This window comes from Trebonia kvetii (assembly GCF_007827045.1).
GTDB classification, from domain to species: Bacteria; Actinomycetota; Actinomycetes; order Streptosporangiales; family Streptosporangiaceae; genus Trebonia; species Trebonia kvetii.
Genome location: NZ_RPFW01000004.1, coordinates 1,010,054 through 1,030,845, shown reverse-complemented (window position 1 = coordinate 1,030,845; position 20,792 = coordinate 1,010,054). Strand labels below are relative to the sequence as shown.

At 70.1% G+C, this 20,792-nt stretch carries 18 protein-coding genes; 11 read left to right on the top strand and 7 right to left on the bottom strand.

Annotated elements, in window-relative coordinates; all coding sequences use genetic code 11:
* The first annotated feature begins 9 nt into the window (after positions 1-9).
* Complete coding sequence (locus EAS64_RS24640) at positions 10-924, top strand: PhzF family phenazine biosynthesis protein (protein ID WP_145856445.1); 915 nt, start codon at positions 10-12, stop codon at positions 922-924.
* Here EAS64_RS24640 and EAS64_RS24635 read toward each other — a convergent pair.
* The 5 genes from EAS64_RS24635 to EAS64_RS24615 form a co-directional block, all read right to left on the bottom strand.
* Positions 903-1,619: a fibronectin type III domain-containing protein gene (locus EAS64_RS24635; RefSeq protein WP_145856443.1), complete on the bottom strand. Its 717-nt coding sequence runs from the start codon at positions 1,617-1,619 to the stop codon at positions 903-905. The genes EAS64_RS24640 and EAS64_RS24635 overlap by 22 nt on opposite strands.
* 346 nt (positions 1,620-1,965) lie before the next feature.
* A complete protein-coding gene (locus tag EAS64_RS24630; RefSeq protein ID WP_145856440.1) occupies positions 1,966-2,319 on the bottom strand; it encodes a hypothetical protein in 354 nt (117 codons plus the stop codon).
* A gap of 231 nt (positions 2,320-2,550) precedes the next feature.
* A complete protein-coding gene (locus EAS64_RS24625) occupies positions 2,551-3,207 on the bottom strand; it encodes a hypothetical protein (protein WP_187366146.1) in 657 nt (218 codons plus the stop codon).
* 1 nt (position 3,208) lies between these two features.
* Positions 3,209-4,507, bottom strand: a complete 1,299-nt coding sequence (locus tag EAS64_RS24620) for a molybdopterin-dependent oxidoreductase (RefSeq protein WP_145856439.1) — start codon at positions 4,505-4,507, stop codon at positions 3,209-3,211.
* Between the two features lie 26 nt (positions 4,508-4,533).
* Positions 4,534-6,117, bottom strand: coding sequence for a glycosyltransferase family 39 protein (locus EAS64_RS24615; RefSeq protein WP_145856437.1), 1,584 nt, complete (start codon positions 6,115-6,117; stop codon positions 4,534-4,536).
* Between the two features lie 165 nt (positions 6,118-6,282).
* On the opposite strand from EAS64_RS24615, the gene EAS64_RS24610 reads away from it, so the two are divergent.
* The 9 genes from EAS64_RS24610 (at position 6,283) to EAS64_RS24570 (ending at position 18,198) form a co-directional block, all read left to right on the top strand.
* Positions 6,283-7,506, top strand: coding sequence for an NAD-dependent epimerase/dehydratase family protein (locus tag EAS64_RS24610; RefSeq protein ID WP_145856435.1), 1,224 nt, complete (start codon positions 6,283-6,285; stop codon positions 7,504-7,506).
* 83 nt (positions 7,507-7,589) lie between these two features.
* Positions 7,590-9,626, top strand: coding sequence for a glycoside hydrolase family 127 protein (locus tag EAS64_RS24605; RefSeq protein ID WP_145856433.1), 2,037 nt, complete (start codon positions 7,590-7,592; stop codon positions 9,624-9,626).
* Between the two features lie 171 nt (positions 9,627-9,797).
* Positions 9,798-10,448, top strand: a complete 651-nt coding sequence (locus tag EAS64_RS24600) for a glycosyltransferase family 2 protein (RefSeq protein ID WP_145856432.1) — start codon at positions 9,798-9,800, stop codon at positions 10,446-10,448.
* Positions 10,445-11,113, top strand: coding sequence for a TIGR04282 family arsenosugar biosynthesis glycosyltransferase (locus EAS64_RS24595; protein ID WP_145856430.1), 669 nt, complete (start codon positions 10,445-10,447; stop codon positions 11,111-11,113). The genes EAS64_RS24600 and EAS64_RS24595 overlap by 4 nt, the downstream gene beginning before the upstream one ends.
* The gene (locus EAS64_RS24590; protein ID WP_246115837.1) at positions 11,110-11,745 is read left to right on the top strand and encodes a class I SAM-dependent methyltransferase; all 636 of its coding nucleotides are present in this window, start codon (positions 11,110-11,112) and stop codon (positions 11,743-11,745) included. The genes EAS64_RS24595 and EAS64_RS24590 overlap by 4 nt, the downstream gene beginning before the upstream one ends.
* Before the next feature lie 99 nt (positions 11,746-11,844).
* Positions 11,845-13,992, top strand: coding sequence for a sensor histidine kinase (locus EAS64_RS24585; protein ID WP_145856428.1), 2,148 nt, complete (start codon positions 11,845-11,847; stop codon positions 13,990-13,992).
* Positions 13,993-14,367: 375 nt separating this feature from the next.
* Entirely contained in the window at positions 14,368-16,071 is a 1,704-nt protein-coding gene (locus tag EAS64_RS24580; protein ID WP_145856426.1) for a PHA/PHB synthase family protein, read from the top strand.
* On the top strand, positions 16,061-17,002 hold the full coding sequence (gene phaZ / locus EAS64_RS24575; protein ID WP_145856424.1) for a poly(3-hydroxyalkanoate) depolymerase: 942 nt from the start codon (positions 16,061-16,063) through the stop codon (positions 17,000-17,002). The genes EAS64_RS24580 and phaZ overlap by 11 nt, the downstream gene beginning before the upstream one ends.
* Positions 16,999-18,198 carry an acyl-CoA dehydrogenase family protein gene (locus EAS64_RS24570; protein ID WP_145856423.1) on the top strand — a complete coding sequence of 400 codons (1,200 nt, stop codon included), beginning with the start codon at positions 16,999-17,001 and terminating at the stop codon, positions 18,196-18,198. The genes phaZ and EAS64_RS24570 overlap by 4 nt, the downstream gene beginning before the upstream one ends.
* Before the next feature lie 176 nt (positions 18,199-18,374).
* On the opposite strand, the gene EAS64_RS24565 is transcribed toward EAS64_RS24570, so the two are convergent.
* The gene (locus EAS64_RS24565; RefSeq protein WP_222849545.1) at positions 18,375-18,755 is read right to left on the bottom strand and encodes a helix-turn-helix domain-containing protein; all 381 of its coding nucleotides are present in this window, start codon (positions 18,753-18,755) and stop codon (positions 18,375-18,377) included.
* 143 nt (positions 18,756-18,898) lie between these two features.
* Positions 18,899-19,210 (bottom strand): hypothetical protein, encoded by a 312-nt coding sequence (locus EAS64_RS24560; RefSeq protein ID WP_145856421.1) that lies wholly within the window; start codon positions 19,208-19,210, stop codon positions 18,899-18,901.
* Positions 19,211-19,746: 536 nt separating this feature from the next.
* Between EAS64_RS24560 and EAS64_RS24555 the strand changes: the two genes are divergently transcribed.
* The gene (locus EAS64_RS24555) at positions 19,747-20,787 is read left to right on the top strand and encodes an AraC family transcriptional regulator (RefSeq protein ID WP_145856420.1); all 1,041 of its coding nucleotides are present in this window, start codon (positions 19,747-19,749) and stop codon (positions 20,785-20,787) included.
* The last annotated feature ends 5 nt before the right edge of the window (positions 20,788-20,792 follow it).

Below are 20,792 nucleotides of genomic sequence, written 5' to 3'. Positions count from 1 at the left end.
GTCGGTGGCATGGCATCACACGCCGACCTGCCGGTCACCGTCACGTACCACCACGTTGACGTCTTCTCCGCCGTCGCGTACGCCGGCAACAGCGTGGCGGTCATCATCGACCCGCCGCCGCTGACCGCCACGCAGATGGCTCTGATAACGCGGGAACTGCGTCACTTCGAGACCGTATTCGTCCAGACCGGGCCTGCCGGCGGCCAGGCTCGGGCACGCGTATTCGACCTGGCCGAGGAGCTGGACTTCGCCGGGCACCCGGTGCTCGGCGCCGCGGCCGTGCTGCACCAGACGACAGGCGGCGCAGCCGGCGTTCCTCGCGATTGGACGATCACTCTCAAGGCCCGCGGCGTCCAGGTGCGCACGATCGGCAGCGCCGACGGGCACGTGTCGGCGGTGCTTGACGCCGGGAAGCCGGAGTTCCTCGGGACGCTCCCGCTGGCCGAGGGGCCAGCGGTCGCGGCGGCTCTTGGCCTGACCGCGGCCGACCTCGACGACAGCTTGCCGCTTGAGGTCGTCTCGACTGGCCTGCGCTATCTTGTCGTGCCTGTCCGCGGTGGCGCGCTCGCCCGCGCGGGCATCCGTCATGACGACTTCACGGGATTCCTCGGCGGCTACGGCGCCCAGTTCGCCTACGTCCTCGACGCCGAGACGCCGGAAGGCAGGCACTGGAACAACGACGGCATCCTGGAGGACGTCGCCACCGGAAGCGCCGCCGGCTGCGTGGCCGCCTTCCTGCTGCGCCATGGCCGCGCCGGCGACGCCCAGGAACGTTCGCTGTCGCAGGGCAGGTTCACCGGCCGCCCTAGCCAGCTCGCGATCACCGCCTACGGCTCCCCCGGTGCGGTGGAACGGGTGACCGTCGGCGGTGACGTGGCGACCGTCGCCACCGGTTTCCTTCATCAGCTTCCGGCGGCCCGATGAGCGCGCCGCCTGTCCGGGTCATCGACGCGGACGCACTCCGCCGGGCCGTCGCGTTCCGCGATCTGATCGAACCGACCGCCGTGGCGCTTGCCGAGTTCAGCCAGGGCCGGGGCGAGTCGCCGGTCACCGCCGTAGCCGCCGATCACGATGATCCGGCCATCCGGCAACTGCGCGGCCCCGTCGCAGAAGACGCTGTCGGGGGCGTTGATGGTGGTGAACGTCGCTGGCGTGGCGGGATCCCACACGATTGACGGTTGAGGCTGCTGCCAGCCGTCCCAGAAGACGAACTTGCCGTTGTCCATCAGGATGGAACTGACGGCCTCGAACGGCATGTTCTGCACGGCGGTCCACTGGCCCTGCGGCTGCGGGCTCGGCGTGACCAGGCCGGTCGCCCCCGACTGTGCACTGGTTCCCACGGCGTTCGTCGCGGCGACGGTGAAGGTGTAGGTCGTCCCGCTGGCAAGTCCCGGCACCGTTGCGCTCGGGGCGGGCGGGCTGCCGGTCACCACGGTCGCGGGCTGGGCAACGCCGTTGAGGTACGGGGTGACCGTGTAACTCGCGATGGGGCTGCCGTTGCTGGACGGCGCGCTCCAGTTGACGGTGGCGGAGGCGTTGCCGGGACTCGCCCCGACCTGTGTCGGGACTCCCGGCACGGCCTGCACGGACGAACCGAAGACCACCTGGCCATCAGCCATGGGGTCTTGGCGCCGGTCTGGACACTGGCCGCGGGCGTGGCGCCCGCCGCGGGAAGTGACTGGTCTTCTGCCAGCATCTCCATGTCGCCGGCGGGAGCGACATCGCCGCGGACCGTGTAACCGGAGCTGGAGGCCAGGGCATCGCTGAAACCGGAGTCCGCGTAGAAACCGACTGCCAGCTCGTTAGCCGCCGCGGTAGGCGGCGTGGCGGTGGACTGGACTGTCGCGGCGGTCGTGGTGGTGCCTACCTGAATGCGAAACCTGGTCGACAGCGGTGATATCCGCAACGGTGGACAAGCCGGAGTACTCAAGAGCGATGATCGCCATGTCGGCCGCCGAAGTCGGCTTAGCGGTGATGGTGTCCGTGCCGCCACCGCTCGATATAGGCGGTCCAGATGCTCATCTCCGTGCCGTCGACCGCGGTGAAATGAGTCACCTCTACGAATGAGTCACTCAGCGAATCGGTGACAGAACTAGTCTTGGCCGACTTTGAATTCCAGGTACCCACCTCGACGACAAGGCGATCACCCGTCGTGACGCTGGCCCCAGTGGTCACGGCGATACTGCTCTTGCCCGACCCGTGTGCGCTGACCTGCTGAACGAAGCCCGGGGCGCCGGGCGCCGCCGCGGCGGTCCGTACGGGCACCGTCACTGCCGCCGCGGTGCCCGCGAGGAGCGCGATCGCCGTCGCGGCCGGCATCCAGCCGCGTCTTACCCGAGGGCGCCACCTCTATTCGGCAGCACAATGAATGTCCGCATCCCGGGCTCCCCACCATTAATTTACAGTCATAATCCATCAGGACAGCAGCGGTTCAGCCACGCGTATGTGATGGCAATTAAGACCGTTAATTATGATGCAGCCAGAGCCCGCTGACTGACGGGGCAGCGGACATTTATTAATTGCAATGTGATGTCGGCCCCCGGCCGCCGGTCAGGCTAGCGGACGCCGAGCCTCGTAACCGCGCGGCCGATGAGCATCCGCTGGATCCGCGGCCGGCACATTGGGATTGGGACCGGTCAAGCGCGGGGCCGAGGTCGCTGCCCTTCGGCCGGCGTTCTCGTCCCTGCGGTGGCCGGCGGTCTCGCCCCTGCGGTGGCTGGCGGTCTCGCCCCTGCGGTGGCTGGCGGTCTCGCGCCTGCGGCGCCCCGGGCGCAGCCGCAGGGCGAACGCGGCGGCAGACAGCAGGAACAGCACTCCGGTTACGGCGAGCCAGTGCCCGAGGTAGGGGTTGAGCGACAGGTCCGTAGTGCGCGGAAAACGCGAGGGAATGCGGAAGATCAGCGGGAACCAGATCAGCAGCAGCATGCCGGAAAGGGCCGCGGGGACGCGCAGGTAGTTGATCCACGGCACCGTCGGCAGCTTCGGCGGGCGGTGCCGGAAGACCGTCATGACCGACCGGTCGGCGAGCACGTAGAGCGGCACGAGGATCAGGTCGTGGCCGACAACCGCGCCGCCGAACCAGATGAGGACGCCGACGGCCTTGACCTGCAGCAGCGCGGCCCCGGCGTACCCGGTGAGCATGACGCAGCCAAGCATGACGAGCAGGTGTAGGGGGTTGGCGCCATACCAGCGCCTGAACCAGCGCATGTCAACTCCGGAAGGTCAGGCTGGCCACCCACTTGGTGTTGTGCACGCCAGGGTTGTTGGGCACGATCACCCGGGCCGGGTAGCCGTGGTCGAGCGAGAGGTCCGCGCCGTTGACCCGCAGGGCGAGCAGCGAGTCAGGGTCCATGATCTGCGCCCCGGACAGGACCGCCCGGTTGAATCCCCCGCCGTGCTGCAGTGACCGCACAAGGACGGACGACGGACTGGCGGCGCCCGACAGCGCGGCAAGATCGCGCAGCCGGACGCCGGTCCAGGCCTGGTTGTCGGTTGACCAGCCTTCGACGCACGCGATCGGCAGGCTGGCGGTGTGCTGTTCCATGCGAAGCAGGTCGGCCCGGCTCAGCACCGCGGGGGCGTGACCCGCCTGATCGTCGGTTCCGACGCTGAGCCGCCAGGCCTCCCCTGTCTCAGCCGCGGTGATCCCCGCGTTGCGCGCGGTGTTGTTGATCTGGAAGTCGCCGACGGTGCCGGCGGTGACGCCGGTGACGGACTGGTTGTGCGGTGCGAGCAGCGCGGTCCGGCGGAACATCCCGCCCAGGGACTGGCCCACGGACAGCAGCGCGATGAGGGTTGAACCCGCGCCGGCGAAGGCGAGCACGCCGCGCCGGGAGATCGTCGGCGCGGCGGGGGCTACCGGGGCCAGGTACCCCGCGGCCGGCGGCTCGGGACGCGTGCGGGCGAGGTTCGTCCGCATCTCGCCGATGAAGCTCCGGCTGCGCAGCGCCCTGACCATGACCGGGAACTTGACCGTCACGTGCACGACGAAGCCGGCGATGAACACCCACGCACCGTAGAAGTGCAGCGTGTAGAAGGAGGCGGGGAACGGGTACCACGTCTGGATGTTCAAGATCCCCGTCGCGAACTCGAACCCGGCACCGCCGACGAGCAGGAACAGCGAGAACCGTTCCAGCGCGTGCGCGTACGAGCGCAGCGGCGGCCACTCGAACAGCTTCGGCAGCACCGACCACAACTTGAACAGCAGGATCGGCACCACCGTCAGTCCCAAGGTGACGTGCACGCCCTGGGTGAGCCGGTAGAGCCAGATCGGGTGGGTGGGCCAGGAGAACAGGTAGAAGCCAAGCGGGCCCTTGTCCGGTGTCATGTCGTTGAGCGGGCTGAGGTCCGGGTTGTAGGCGGCGTAGGACAGCAGGCCGGTCGCGAACATCACCGGGATGGAGACCAGCAGCAGCAATCCGAATACCGAGGTCAGCCACGGCCCGCGGATCGGGCTGCGCCAGAACGACCTGCGAAACGGCCCAGGGGGACCGGAGGGGTCCCGCATGAGCGGTGGCTCTCTCGTGACCGACCTCACGAGCCGGCCGCCTTACCGCCGCCCAGGATGCTGAGTGCGCGCTGGCAGGAATCGCCACGCGGGACCCAGACCACGGCGGGGCGGGTCTGGTTCCCCGCGACCGGGATGAGCACCGTGGCCGGGCCCGCGGGCAGCGACTGCAGGCACTCTTGGTAGTACTTGAGGAGATAGGGCGGGTTGAACAGCGCCTTCCCCGCGCCGGCGCTGATGATCGCGCTGAACTGCCGGGCCTTGACCGCCGCGCCCGCGCTATCCATGTAGCTCGCGATCCCCTCCTTGTCGGTGGCCCGCACCACGTCGTACACCGAGCCCGGGTGCGCGGCGAGCGTCATTCCCGCCTGCAGGCTCAGGCTCGGTTCGCTGGGGACCGCGACGTCACCGCCGAGCGCCCGCATGCCGGCGACCAGCCGCTCGCCAGCGGCACGGTCGGCGCTCGACGGAATCCACCGGGTCGGGTGGGAGGTGGCAAGCAAGACGACCGACTGTGCGAGGATGAGGACGCCTGCCAGGGTGGCAACCCCGCCGCCGATGCTCGGCTGGCCTGACCGGTTGCCGAGCGCCAGGCCCGCCAGCAGCGCCACCGCGAGGTACGCGGGCAGCACATCGTTTATGGCGCCGCCGCTGTGCACGAGGGTGGCGTAGCCTTCGACCGCCAGCGCGGCGCAGCCGGCGAGCAGTTCGCGGGGCACCCGGCGCGCACCGATGAGGGCGGAGCACGCGGCCAGGCCCATCGCGGTCGCCAGAGCCGTCCAGAACCAGCCGAAGTTGCCGGCGGTCAGCGATTGCCCGCTCATCTCCTTGAGGGTGTAGTAGGTGTACCAGCCGCCGCTGGTCAGCCGGAGCGCGAGCGTGCTGAGGCCGAGCACCGCGACCGCGCTGAGCGCGGCGACGCGGGCGAGCCGGCGGCGCGGGCTGAGCATAAGAACGGCGAGCACCGCGATCAGCTCGGCAAGACCGGTCTGCTTGGTGAGGGCCGCGGCGGCGAGCAGCGTCCCGGCGGCGATGGCGCCGCGCGTGCCGCTCATCCGCCGGACGGCGTACAGGCCGCCGATGCTGAGCGCGAGGAACAGCGAGTCGACCCGGCCGATGTCGAACCAGTCGCTCGTGGCGAAGTAGGTCGCCGCGAAGACGCCCGCGGCGCCGGTCCCGGCTGCGATGCTTCCCGTTTCCCGCTGGACCAGGCGAGCGAGCAGCGCGAAGCAGGCGAGCGAGGACACCAGCGACACCAGCCGCAGTGTCAGGTACGAGGCGCCGAGCACCCGGGCGACGGCGGCCGACACGTAGAAGTAGAGCGGCGGGTACCCGTCGGGAACGTACTCGACGGACGGCGCCGGGTACAGCGCCTGCCCGGCGAGAATGCGATGGACCTCGATGAGCGAGTTGCCCTCCAGCTGCTCCAGGGCAAACGGGTAGTCCAGCCGGAGCAGGGCGACGGACAGGTAGGCGCCGATCGCGACGAGGCCGATCAGCGCCGCGGCCAGCCGCGCGGCACGTGGCGCCCACGGCCTGGGCTGCCCGTCAAGGGCCGGCTCGGCGACGCTCCGCGGATGCGACAGGATGGCCGGACTGCTGAGGATCATGCCACGTATTACATGGCATCCGGCATTCCGCGAGGCGGGAATTCGTCTTACGAATTAATGGTCAATCAGGACTCGGCCGCGACCGGAACACTGAATCTGACGGATTTATTAATTCATGAGAGTGCCGCGTGCGCGCCTGGCGGGGGTGTGCATAATCTCGGGCCCATGCGCGTCCTGGTTACCGGCGGTGCCGGCTTCATCGGATCCCATGTCGTCGAGGCGCTCACGAGCGCCGGTCATGAAGTGCGGGTGCTTGACGCGCTCCTACCGTGCGTCCACCCGGGCGGAATCCCGCCGTTCTCCGGCGATCCCGGCTTCGAGTTCGTGCACGGCGATGTCCGTGACGCGCAGGCGGTCGATGCCGCGCTGCGCGGCGTCGGCGCGGTCTGCCACCTGGCGGCGATGGTCGGGCTCGGCGTCGACTTCAATGACGCGCCGTTGTATGCGGGCTGCAACGATCTGGGGACCGCGGTGCTGCTTGCCGCGATGGCCCGAGCGGGCCAGGACCGGCTCGTGCTTGCCTCGTCGATGGTCGTCTACGGCGAGGGCCGCTACTCATGCACTGGATCGTCGTGCACTGGACACGGGCCTGCCGCGACGCCGCCGCCGCGGCTGGCGGCCGACCTTGACGAGGGCAGGTTCGAGCCGCGCTGCCCGCGCTGCGGCGAGCCGCTGGCCCCGGAGCTCGTGCCCGAGGACGCTCCGCTCGGGCCGCGCAACGTCTACGCCGACACCAAGCTCGCCCAGGAGCACCTCTCCGCCTCGTGGGCTAGGGCGACCGGCGGGCAGGCGGTGGCGCTGCGCTATCACAACGTGTACGGACCCGGGATGCCCCGTGACACCCCCTACGCCGGGGTGGCGTCATTCTTCCGCTCCTCCCTGGAAGCGGGTCGCGCGCCGCGGGTCTTCGAGGACGGCGCCCAGCGACGGGACTTCGTCCACGTCCGCGACGTGGCCGGCGCCACCGCCGCCGCGCTTGAGGCGGTCGCCGGCACCGGCGTCCACGGCGGGCGCGGGACGCTGCGCGCGTACAACGTCGGCAGCGGCACCCCGCGCACCGTGGGCCAGTTGGCTGCCGTCCTCGCTGACTCCTGCGGTGGCCCCGACCCCGTCGTCACCGGCGAATACCGGCTCGGCGACGTCCGGCACATCACCGCGTCAAGCGAGCGCATCTGGCGGGAGCTGGGGTGGCGGGCCTCCGTGCCGTTCGCCGCCGGGGTCGCGGAGTTCGCGTCGGCGCCCGCCGGACGGGCTGCCTTCGCCGGGCCGGTGGCCAGTGCCAGTGCTACTGCCGGTGCCGGTGCCGACGTGGCCGGCCTGTTATTTCAGATTTCTTACGCCAAGCGGCGGGCCACGCTTGACTCGGGGAAGAGACTGACCGGACAGTGAAAGGAAAGGTGAGAAAGCGTCGAGATATGCCGGGCGGCTTGCCGGGGTGAGTCGGCTGCGACGGCGGGTGAGGCGGCGATCTCGTGCGGGAGATCACCAGGCGGCGGGCGCTGGCCCTGCTGGGTGGTGGCGTGCTCGCGACCGACGCCGTCTATCTCGGTGCCTGGCAGTCCTCATCGTGGTGGGGCGACACCGGCGCGGGCCCGGTTTACCGGCTCGGCGCCACCGGCTACACGCCGGATGGCACGGCGGGCAGGACCGGCGCGTACCCGTTGTCCGCGGTGCGGCTGCTTGACTCCCCGTTCCGGGACAACCAGCTGCGGAACCTGCGCTACCTGCGGTTCCTCGATCCGGAACGGATGCTCCACACGTTCCGCCTGAACTACGGTCGGCCGTCCGCCGCCCGCCCGTGCGGCGGCTGGGAAAGCCCGGACTCGCTGGTGCGCGGCCACACCGTCGGCCACCTGCTGTCCAGCCTCGCGATCAGCTACGCGAACACAGGAGATCCGGGGAGCAAAGCGACGGGAGCCTACCTCGTCGGCGAACTCGCGCGGTTGCAGCGGGCGGCTCCGGTGGCCGGGTACTCCCCCGGCTACCTGTCGGCGTTCCCCGAAGAGTTCTTCGACTGGATGGAGGCAGGTCAGACCAGCAGGGTCTGGTCGCCGTACTACATGATCCACAAGTACCTGGCGGGCATGATCGACCAGTACGAGCTCGCGGGGTGCGACCAGGCAATCGATGTCGCGACGCGGCTCGCCGACTGGGTGGACCGGCGGACCGCCCCGCTGTCGTACGCGCACATGCAGCGGATCCTGGCCGTGGAGTACGGCGGCCTGCCCGAGTCGCTGGTGAACCTCTACGCCATCACCGGGGACGAGCGGTACCTGACCGTAGCGCAGCGCTTCTACCACGCGTGGTTCCTTGATCCGCTCGCGGCGGGCGAGGACGACCTGGCGGGCGAGCAGTGCAACGTGAACACGCCGAAGATCCTCGCCGCGCTGCGCATGTGGGAGGTGACCGGCGACTCGAAGTACCGCGCAATCGCGGAAAACTTCTGGCAGTTCGCCGCGGGGCAGCACAGCTACATCATCGGCGGCCAGGGCAACCACGAGCACTGGGAACCGCCAGGCGTGATCGCCGCCGCCCTGTCCAACTACACGTGCGAGGGCTGCGTCACCTACAACATGCTCAAGCTCACCAGGCTGCTGCATTTCCACGATCTGGCCCGCACCGATGTGCTCGACTACTACGAGCGTGCCCTGTTCAACCAGATGCTCGGCGCCCAGGACCCGGATTCCCCGCACGGCTTCACCGTCTACTACACGGGGCTGTCGGCGGGCGCCGTCAAGCAGCAGCCGCTGAACTACTTCCCCCGGGGCAGCCCCGATGCCTACGCGACCGACTACGACACGTTCACCTGCGACACCGCGACCGAGCTTGAGACTCAGGCCAAGTTCGGGGACACGATCTACTCGCGTGATTCCCGCGGCGTGTACGTCAACCTGTTCATCCCGTCCGAGGTCCGGTGTGCCGATCACGGCCTGACAATCCGCCAGGAGACAGGCTTCCCTGACGACCCGCTGGTACGGCTCACCGTGACCAGCGGCTTCGCGACGATGATCCTCCGGGTGCGGGTGCCGTCCTGGGCTGACGGGCCGCCCGGGGTTGTCCTCAACGGTGCCCCGCTGCAAGGCACCGTCGCGGGCGGCTGGATCACCATCCTGCGGCGCTGGCGCCAGGGGGACCTGCTAGAGGTCACGCTGCCCATGCGGCTGGCGTTCCACCCCGCACCCGACGCTCCGTCCGTGCAGGCGGTCAGCTACGGCCCGGTCGTGCTCGCGGGCCGCGGCGTCGGCGCCGCCTACGCGGCTGCCGATGCCGCGACCGACGCCACCGACGACGGCGCCATCCTTGACCGCATCAGGCACCCAGCCGCGACGCAAACCGCCGCACCGCGACCGCCCTCGTTGCCGCTGCTCGACGCCGGGTCCGTCCGCCGCACCGTCACCCAGCCGATGGCGTTCAGCGCGAGCTCCGACGGCCATCAGGTGACCCTGGTCCCGGTGGCCCGCGCAAAGCACGAGCCATTCACCGTCTACTGGCAGACCAGCCGTCGCTAGGGAACAAGGTCCGGGCGCCCCGCTGCTATTTCAAAACCACATAAGAATTCCATAAGAAATGCCCCATCCCCGCGCCTTGCGGTCGCTCAAATCGTACTCAGAGGTTGATTTCTCCATTTCGTAAGGCTTATTAGCCATAATGGGCCTGCCGTCGGTAATAACGTCACAGCCGTGACAGTTGACGTGATCCTGCCGTGCCTGAATGAGGCGTCGGCGGTGCCCTGGATGCTCGAGAGAATGCCCGCCGGCTTTCGTCCCATCGTGGTCGACAACGGCTCCGCCGACGGATCGGACGAGATCGCACGGTCGCTCGGCGCGACGGTGGTGGCCGAGCCGATCCGGGGCTTCGGTGCGGCCGCGCACGCCGGCCTGCTGGCGGCGACCAGCGACCTGGTGTGCTTCTGCGACTGTGACGGCAGCCTCGACCCGCAGCAGCTCCCCCTCATCACCGGGCCGCTGCTGGCCGGCCAGGCCGACCTGGTCCTGGGCCGCCGCGCCCCGGTGCGCCGCGACGCCTGGCCGCTGCCGGCGCGGCTGGCCAACTGGGAACTGGCCAGGCGGGTTCGCCACCGGACAGGGCTGAGCATCCGTGACCTGGGACCGATGCGCGCGGCGGGCCGGCAGGCACTGCTCAGCCTGAACCTCGCCGACCGGCGGTTCGGGTACCCGCTGGAAATGGTGATGAACGCGGCGGCCGCCGGCTGGCGCGTGTCCGAGGTCGAGGTCGCCTACCTGCCCCGCGTCGGAAAGTCCAAGGTCACCGGCACCGTGCGCGGCTGCGTGCGCACCGTACGCGACATGAGCAAGGTGCTCGCCCGGTGACCGCCCCGGCACCAGAATCGGACACCACCCTGCTCGTCATCGCGAAGCAGCCGGTGCCTGGCCGGGTCAAGACCCGGCTAGTGCCACCCTGCACGTACGAACAAGCCGCGTCGCTCGCCGAAGCCGCGCTGGCCGACACCCTGGGCGCCGTCCTTATGACGCCGGCCAGGCGCCGGGTCCTGATCCTCGACGGCCAGCCAGGACCTTGGCTGCCTCCCGGGTTCGACATCGTGCCCCAGTGCGGCGGGCCGCTCGACGAGCGCCTCGCCGCCGCCTTCGCCGCGGTAAGCGGCCCGGCACTGCTTATCGGGATGGACACCCCGCAGGTCACCCCGGCGTTGCTCACGGTGGACTGGGGCACCGCGGACGCCGCGTTCGGCCCGGCCGCTGACGGCGGATTCTGGGCACTCGGACTGCGCGCGCCGGACCCCGCCCTGCTGCGCGGCGTGCCGATGTCCACCGCGACCACCGGCGCGATCCAGCGCGCCAGGCTGGTCAAAGCCGGGCTCCGCGTCCTCGACCTGCCGCAACTGCGCGACGTGGACACCGCGGCGGACGCCGTCGCCGTGGCCCGCCAGGCGCCGCGGAGCCGTTTCGCCGCTCGGACACGGGAACTGGCGACGGTGCTGAGCCGGGCCGACCACCTGCTGCGGGAAACAGCATGATCGCGGGGGCGATCGCCCTGTACGAGGAGGCGCTGCACGCGCAGGCGCCGGCGCTGGTCATGCGGACGGCGGACGGCCGCGGGCTGCCGCTCCAGATCCACCGGTGGTGCGGGCAGCCCGATGCCGCCGACGAGGAACTGCTCCAGCGCTCTCACGGGCCAGTTCTCGACGTGGGCTGCGGCCCGGGCCGGCTGACTATCGCGCTGACCGAGCGAGGGGTGCCGGCCCTGGGCGTGGACATCTCGCGCGCTGCCATTGACCTGGTACGGCAGGCCGGGGCACCCGCCTTGCACCGCTCGGTGTTCGACCCGCTGCCGGGTCTTGGCCGGTGGGCGACCGTGTTGCTCGCGGACGGCAACATCGGCATCGGCGGCCTGCCCGCCCGGCTCCTGCGCCGGTGTGCGCAGCTGCTCGCGCCAGGCGGCCGGATCCTGATCGAGGCGGAACCCGGCGACGTCGACGAACGGGTGACCGCGTGGCTCGAGCACCCCGATGGCCGCCGCGGCCCGGTCTTTCCGTGGGCGCACCTGGGTACGGCCGCGGTGCTGCACGCCGCCGCGGCGGCCGACCTGCGGGTCGTGGACCAATGGCACGACGCGGGCCGCGCGTTCGTCGCTGTGGCCAGCGACTAGGCGGAGGCATCCGGGTTAGCCTTAGGAGATGAGCGCGCCGGGCGCCTACGGGAAACGTGCGAGGAAACGGCGAGGAGTGCCGCCGGGGCGGCGGCCCTGATGGGGGCCGGGCCGCGGGACCGCATCGCCGAAGAACAGGCCGCGCTGCGCCGGGTGGCGGTGCTCGTCGCAGGCGGAGAGACACCGGAGGAGGTATTCGCCGCGGTCACCGCCGAAGCGGGGCAGCTGCTTGACGCGGACATCGCTGCGGTGGGCCGGTACAGCTCGGGCAGTGCGCTGACGATCGTCGCCCGCTGGAGTGCGACTGGGGATCAGCGCGCCGGCGTGCACACCCGCCTGGGCGGCAGAAATGCAGGGACGCTGGTGTTCGAGACCGGCCGGCCAGTGCGCATGGATGACTTCTCCGAGCTTTCCGGGCAAGGCGGCGAGGTCGTCCGTCAGCTCGGCATCCGCTCCAGCGTCGCGGTGCCGATCAGCGTCGAGGGCCTGCTGTGGGGCGTCATGATCGTGTCGAACACGAGTGACGAGCCGTTGCCGGCGGATGCCGAGGCGCGCCTGGTCGGGTTCACCGAGCTGGTAGGCACGGCGATCGCCAACGCCCAGGCACGGGTCGAGCTGCGCAGCTTCGCGGAGGAGCAGGCGGCTCTGCGCCGGGTGGCGGGCCTCGTCGCCATGGGAGCCCTGCCGGAGGAAGTGTTCGCCGCGGTCGCCGCCGAAGCGGGGCGGCTGCTCGGCGCCGACCTGACGGCGGTGGGGCGGTATGAGCCGGACGGGGTGGTGACAGTTGGCGCGTGGAGCAGCAGTGGCACCGTCATGCCCTTCCCAGCGGGCAGCCGGACGGACCTCGGCGGACAGAACCTGATCACGCTGGTGCTGCAGACCGGCAAGCCCGTGCGGATGGACGACTACGCCGGCGCCACCGGCGCCGGCGCCAATGTCGGGCATGGCTGGGGGTTCCGCGCGGCGGTCGGGGTGCCGATCACCGTTGAGGGGCGGCTGTGGGGAGTCATGGCCGTCGGGCCTACCAGGGAAGAGCGGCTGCCGACGGACGCCGAGGCACACCTGGTGGGCTTCACCGAACTGATGGGTACCGCGATCGCCAACGCACAGGCGCGCGTGGAACTGCGCCGGTACGCGGACGAGCAGGCCGCCCTGCGACGCGTCGCGACGCTGGTCGCCAGCGGCGCGCCGTCGCGGGAGCTTTTCGCCGCTGTCACCGAGGAGATCGGCCGGCTGATGTCGGCCGAGTTCGCGAGCATCAGCCGCTACGACGAGAACGGCATGGCCACGGCCGTCGGCATGTGGAACGCCGCACGCATTCCGCTGCCTGTCGCGGAGGGCGACCGGTTCAGCCTGGGCGGCCAGAACGTGACCACGCTGGTGTTCGAGACCGGCCAGCCCGCGCGGATGAGCGACTCGGCATCGGCTGGCAGGATCGCCGAAGCAGCCGGCCGGGCGGGCATCCAGGTGGCTGTCGGCGTGCCGGTCAGGGCCAGGGGCCGGCTGTGGGGCGTGGTGATCGTTGCGTCCGCCGACAAGGCGTCTCTGCCGGCCGACACAGAATCGCGGCTGGTCGGTTTCACTGAACTGGCCGGGACCGCGATCGCCAACGCCGAGGCCCAGGCCGCGCTCGCCGCCTCCCGGGCCCGCATCGTCACGGCCGGAGACAAGGCCCGCCGGCGCATCGAGCGCGACTTGCACGACGGCGCCCAGCAGCAGCTGGTCACCCTGGCGCTGCGGCTGCGAGAGACCCAGGCCGATGCACCGCCTGCCGCCGCCGGCCTGGTCACGCGGTTGGGCGAGGTGGCTGACGGGCTGGATTCGGCGCTTGAGGAACTGCGCGAGACTGCCCGTGGCATCCATCCGGCGGCGCTCAACGCCGGAGGCCTGCGCCCGGCGCTCAAGGCGTTGGCTCGCCGCTCCGCCGTCCGAGTTGACCTGCGCATTCAGGTTCCTGGCCGACTGCCGAGTCCGGTTGAAATCGCCGCCTACTACGTGGTGAGCGAGGCGCTGGCCAACGCGGCGAAGCACGCCAATGCCGCCGCGGTCAGCGCCGAGATAGCCGTCGAAGATGGCGTGCTGCGTGTCACCGTCCGCGATGACGGCCAGGGTGGCGCGGCCTTCGGCCGCGGCTCAGGACTGCTCGGGCTCAAGGACCGGGTCGAGGCGCTCGGCGGCCGGATCACGCTGCAGAGTTCGCCGAACACGGGCACCATCCTCGATGCGCACCTCCCCGTGGACGGCTAACGAACGTCCAGCCCGGTAACTGATCCCTGCGGACTAGCGCCCGCGCCGGCCGATGGCGAGCGGCCAGCAGGCCTGGTACAAGACGGACGCCGCCCCCAGGACTGGCATCAACCCTGGTCGCCGAGCTGCTCGACCCCGGGGAGTACCTGGCACTGGACCTGGCCTGCTCGCCCAGGAAATGTTGGCGCTTTTCGCCGTCTACCAGGCACTATGCAGGCTCGCCGGGATCGGCGCGCACTAAGCTAAGCGCCAGCTTGCAGACATCCTCCGACGCTCCTGCGGCCCTGCCTGTGCTCGCGGACCCACACCCTGGCGGCAGTTCGTGACCAGCGGCCAATGGAAATAACGCCCGCTGCGGCTTACGCTCAGCTAATAATGAGCGCTAACACCGATTCGGACAGGTCAGCCGCCGAGGATGCCGCTGCGGTACCGCTCGACCTGCTGCTGGCGGATGCCGCGACCAGCATGCTCCGCCGGGTGAACCTGGGGGGCTCGGGCCTGCGCCTGGCCGCCGCCCTGGCGGTGAGGCCCCGGCTGGTCGCCGGACGGGGTCGGCAGCTGGCCGGCGAGCTGGCCCGCATCGGCGTCGGACGCTCCGAGGTGCAGCCCTCCCGGCGTGACCGCCGGTTCACCGACCCCGCGTGGGCGGGCAACCCGCTGCTGCGCCGGGCAATGCAAGCCTACCTGGCGGCCGCAGAGAGCGCGGCGGGCGTGGTGGCCGAGGCCGGGCTGGACGAGCGCGACGCCGAACGGGTCAACTTCGTGCTGACCAACCTGCTCGACGCGCTCGCACCGAGCAACAACCCGCTGCTGAACCCGGCGGCGCTCAAGGCCGCCATTGACACCGGCGGCGGCAGCGCCGTGGCAGGCCTGCGGCATTTCCTGGCCGACATGGCGGTCCCGCCCCGGATACCGTCGATGGTCGAGCCGGACGCGTTCGAAGTCGGCGTGGACCTGGCGGTCACGCCCGGGTCGGTGGTCCTGCGCACCGCGGTATCCGAGCTGATCCAGTACCGGCCGGTCACGCCGACCGTGCGGCAGGTCCCGCTGCTGATCGTCCCGCCCGTGATCAACAAGTACTACGTGCTGGACCTAGCTCCCGGTCGGAGCCTGGCGGAGTACCTGGTCAGCACCGGTGTGCAGGTGTTCATGATGTCCTGGCGCAACCCGGACGCCCGGCATGCAAAGTGGGATCTGGACACCTATGGTCAGGCCGTCCTTGACGCCATGGACGTGACCGCGAGGATTACCGGCAGCGAGCGGACCGCGCTGGCCGGGACCTGCTCCGGTGGCATCATCGCCGCGATGGTGGCCGCGCACCTGGCGCACGTCGGCCAGCAGGACCGCATCGCCGCGCTGACCCTCCTGGTTACCGTGCTCGACCAGGCGCGCGCTGGCCTGGCCAGCGCCGTCATCGATGAGCGGACCGTGCGCGTGGCCGCTGCGGCGTCACGCGCCCGCGGCTACCTGGATGGGCGGTCCCTGGCCGAGGTATTCGCCTGGCTGCGGCCCAACGACCTGATCTGGAACTACTGGGTCAACAACTACCTGCTCGGCAAGAAGCCGCCGCCGTTCGACATCCTGTTCTGGAACGCGGACACCACCCGGATGACTGCGGGCCTGCACCGGGACTTCCTCGAGCTGGGCGCGGCCAACACGCTGGTCCGCCCCGGCACCGCCACCATGCTGGGCTCGCCGGTCGACCTGTCCGCGGTCAACCGGGACAGCTACATCGTCGCCGGGATCACCGACCACATCTGCCCCTGGCAGAGCTGTTACCGCTCCGCCCGGCTGCTGGGCGGCCAGCCCCGGTTCGTGCTGTCGACCAGCGGGCATATCGCCGCGATGGTCAATCCGCCGGGCAACGAGAAAGCAAGTTACCAGCTGGCTCAGAAGTGCCCGGACGACCCCAAGGAGTGGCTGCGCCAGGCGGAAACCCGCCAGGGGACCTGGTGGTCGGATTACGCGGGCTGGCTGACTGAGCACTGCGGGGAGGAGAATGCCGCGCCCACGGAACTGGGCGGCAGCGGGCTGTCGCCGATCGGCGAAGCGCCGGGAACGTACGTCTATGACCGCTGACCAGCCCAGTTCCGAGCCGGCGGGGAAAGACCGCGCGGAAGCGGGCCGGGGCTGGATCCCGGGTCGGCCACGGAAGGCAGTGGCGCCCGAGCGGATGAGGATCCTGTCGGTCGGCGGCCGTACCCTGCGCGTCTCGGTACGGGAAGGAACCCCGGGCTGGCCGCCGTTGCTGCTGTGCAACGGAATCGGCGTCAGCCTGGAGCTGTTCCAGCCGTTCGTCGACGCGCTCGATCCTCGGCGGCCGGTCATCCGGTTCGATATGCCGGGCGTCGGCGGCTCGCCCGCCCCCGTCATGCCCTACCACCTGGTCACCCTGCCGTCCCTGCTGACCGGCCTGCTTGACCAGCTTGGCTATCAGCAGGCCGACGTCCTCGGCATCTCCTGGGGCGGCGCGCTCGCGCAGCAGCTCACGCTCAGCAAGCCGGAGCGCGTCCGGCGCCTGGTCCTGGTCGCGACCGCGCCGGGCGCGCTCATGGTCCCCGCGAGCCCGAGCGTCCTGCTGCGCATGCTCTCGCCGCGACGGCACCGGGACCCGGACTACGCGGCCCGCGTCGCCGGCGAGCTGTACGGGGGCAGCGCCCGGGAGGACCCGATCGTGGCCCGTAACCTGCTGCACGCCACCACGAGGCTCGGCCCGGCCTGGGGCTACTACTACCAGTTGCTGGCTGGTTTCGGCTGGACCAGCCTGCCGTTCCTGCCGAGGCTGCGGCCGCCCACCCTGATCCTGGCGGGCGACGACGACCCGATCATCCCGGTGGTCAACGCCAAGATCATGCACCACCTCATACCCCGCAGCGACCTGCACATCTACCGCGGCGGCCACCTTGAGCTGGCGGCCGACGCCGGGCGCCTGGGCGCAGTCGTGGAGTCGTTCCTCGACGGCGAACCCGCCGCCACCACCATCACCGGCGCGGAGGGGAAGCAGCAATGACGCAGCCGACCAGCGCGACGCACCTCGGGGAATCCCTCGGGACGGACTTCTTCTCCGTCCGCGAGCAGTTCACCGACGAGGAGTGGTCGCACTTCATCACCGTCCGGCGGTTCGTCGACGAGGAGGTCGTGCCGGTCGTCGGCCCGTACTGGGAACGGGCCGAGATCTGCTGGCCGCTGGTCAAGCGGCTGCCCGAACTCGGCATCGTCGGCGAGGACATCAAGGGCTACGGGTGCGCCGGGATGAGCCCGATGGCCTGCGGGCTGGTCACGATGGAGCTGCATCGCGGCGACGGCAGCCTCGGCGTGTTCTTGGGCGTGCACGCGGGTCTGGCCATGGAGTCGATCGCGATGTGCGGCTCGGACGAGCAGAAGGCGCGCTGGCTGCCCGACATGGCCCGGATGGACAGGCTGGGGGCCTTCGCGCTGACCGAGCCGGAGCACGGCTCGGACTCGGTCGCCCTGGAAACCTCGGCCCGCCAGGTCGGCGACGACTGGGTGCTGAACGGCCGCAAGCGGTGGATCGGCCTGGGCAGCGTTGCCGACCTGATCGTCGTGTGGGCAAGGAATGCCGGCAACGGCCAGGTCAACGCGTTCGTCGTGGAGAAGGGAACGCCCGGGTACCAGGCCCGGGTCATCGAGGGCAAGGTGTCGCTGCGCTCGGTCTGGCAGGCCGAGATCACGCTGGAGAACGTGCGGGTGCCGGCCGAGAACCGGCTGCCGGGGGCGCGATCGTTCAAGGACACCAGCGCGATCCTGGCCACCACCCGCAGTACCTGCGCCTGGGCGGCCCTCGGCCACGCTACCGCCGCTTACGACGCCGCCTTGCGGTACGCGCAGGAGCGGCGCCAGTTCGGCGAGCCGCTGGCCAGCTTCCAGATCATCCAGCAGCGGCTGGTGTCCATGCTGGCGGACCTCACCGCAATGCAGCTGTACTGCGTGCAGATCGGCCGCCTGGGCGAGGCGGGCCGGCTGACCCCGACCGTAGCCGGGCTGGCCAAGATGCACAACACCCGCAAGGCCCGGGCGATAGCCGCCGAGGCGCGCGACATGCTCGGCGGCAACGGCATCCTGCTCGACTACCAGGTGATGCGGCACATGGTCGACCTGGAGGCGATCCACACCTTCGAGGGCACCGAGACCATGCAGACACTCATCGTCGGCCGCTCCATCACCGGAATCGGGGCATTTACATGACGAACCTGGCCAAGAACCTGACCGACACCACCCGCGCGCACGCCGCACGCGTCGCCTCCGGATAGCCGACGCGGCCATGGCTTAACGGGCGCTGGACGAAGCTGCCAAACGTGGCCGAGGTCCGGGGAGTGCCCGCCGCGGATAAAGACGGCCTCTCATGCCGAGCTCGCTCCGCGTCAGGGCCGGTCGACCATGCTTTGGTACACAGCGAGCAGCGCCGCCTTCTGATCGTCGCTCAGGCGCCTGTCGGCCGCGATCGCGTTCTCGGTCTGCTCTTCCTGGCCTGTCTCAGCGGCGCCGTCCGCACTCCCGCCGGCCACGGCATCGATGAGGCCGGCCTGCGCGAGGAGTGTCTCAGCGGACACGTTCAGCGCAACGGAGATCGCCTTGAGGACGCGGACCGACGGCTCGTGCAGCCCACGCTCGACCTGACTAAGGTACGGGTTCGACAGGCTAGTGAGGTCGGCCAGCTGGCGCAGGGAAAGGTTGGCCATCTTGCGCTGTGTGCGGATAAACGCACCGAGCGCCTCCCGCTGCGCCTGCCACGAGTCCGTCACGGCCACCTCCTCAAGTAGCGCACTAAGTAGCGCTTAATATAGTATGCGGCAGCTCCGGAGTCCGGTGCTGCCGCATACTAGTGCCGTCGCCTGCCGGGGATTTCGGCCGTGGCGCGGGCTTCGTTGACGGTGACGCGCATCCCCTATTCGGTGGCCGCGCTTTGCTCCTCGCGCATGCCGCTGCCCGCCCGCAGCGGGGCGGTCGCCTCCACCAGCTCCTCGGCGAACTGACGCTGGCTTGACAGCAGTTTCTCTGCGAAGTCGTACGCGTTGGTCACGATGTCCTGCGGCTTGGGCAGCTTCGCGGCGAGCGGTACCCGGGACGAGGGGACCTTCGGCGTCACCGCCTTGACGGTTTCGACCCAGGTCTTAACCGCCTCGACGACGGTCTCCTGGCTCGTGCGGATCACTTTCAGGAGCTCGTCCTGGACATCTTTCGGGGAGTAGCTGGGCATTGTCTCCGCCTTTCTTGGTGACTGGGCTGACATTGCTAACTATACCAAGCGCTAACTATATCTAGCAAGTCCAAGTTTCGTCGGTGATCCGGAACATGTCGATCGGGCGGCGGCTGCGGATCAGCGGCCGCCCGCGCGGCTACGCGGCCAGGGCCGCTCTGCTGCGGCGCTCGGCTGACCTGACTTCCGGTGCTGCCGCCCGGGACGAACGGAGTGACCCGGCGCTGAGCCACACGGTCTCGACGGTGTCGGCCGGGCGCTCGCGGGGGCGAGTACCCCGCCGGTGCGGGCGAAGCCGTCGGCGCCCTGCCACCGTGCCCTGACCCACACGTCGGACCCGGCGGGGTCACCGGGCCCGGAGACAGGCGCCAACTTCCGTTCGCTAGGCGAAAACCGAGCACCGACGGCCGGGGCGCGCGATGTGACCCGTGAGCAGATCCCAACGGAACTGGTCCGCATGATTGCGGTCAGGCATGGAAATTACTACATTCGCCGCATGGCGGGTTCGCCTTTTCGCGACGATGCGGAGGCCGGACATGGTTCGCTGGGATGTTGAGCGGTCGCCGATGAGCGTCCAGTTGCTGCTCCGGCTGGGCGCCGATTACGGTCTGACCGAGCGGCTGTGCCTGGAATCGACCGGGCTGGCGGAGGAGAACCTGCGCGACGCCGGCGCGACCGTCAGCGCACGCCAGGAGCTCACGGTGATCGAGAACCTGCTGCGGGCCCTAGGCGATCCACCGGGGCTGGGGCTGGACGCAGGGATCCGTTATCACCTGACCACCTACGGCATCTGGGGATTCGCGATGATCAGCAGCCCCACCTGGCGCAGCGCGATCGATATCGGATTGCGATACCTCGACTTGACATTCGCTTTCACGCATATCAAGGCGCGTGACCGCGGCGAGGAGTTCCACCTGGTACTGGATGCGCCCGATATCCCGCTGGCGCTACAGCGGTTCGTGATCGAGCGTGACAGCGCGGCCATCCAGACCATTCAGCACGAGCTCTTCGCGACGCCTATCCACGTCAGGGGGATCAGCTACCCGTTCCCCGCGCCGGCATCAGGCGCGGAGCGGTACTCCGGGATCTTCGGCGTGATGCCGGTGTTCGGCGCGCCGGAGTGCGCGGTGGCCATCCCCGCAGAGATCCTCGACCTGCCGCTTCCGCAGGGCAACGAGCACACCACCGCGATCGCCCGCGAGCAGTGCCGGCAGTTGCTGGCCAGCCGACACGCGCGGACCGGCGTGGCCGGGCGGGTCAGGGACTACCTGCTCGCCCGGACCGCCGCGCCGCCGGATGCGGAGCAGGTCGCGGCGGCGCTGCACATGAGCGAGCGGACGCTGCGCCGCAGGCTTGCCGGGGAGGGCGTGACACTCCGCGGGCTGCTGGACGAAATCAGGGAACAACTTGCCGAGGAGTTCCTGGTCACTGGCCGGATGCCGGTCGCCGAGGTAGCCCAGCGGCTAGGGTATGTCGAGGTGTCCAGCTTCTCCCAGGCGTTCCGCCGGTGGAAGAGCGTGGGACCAAGGGAGTTCCGTGCCAGCCACCTAGCCCGGCACCGCTCCCCCGCTGCGTAACGACC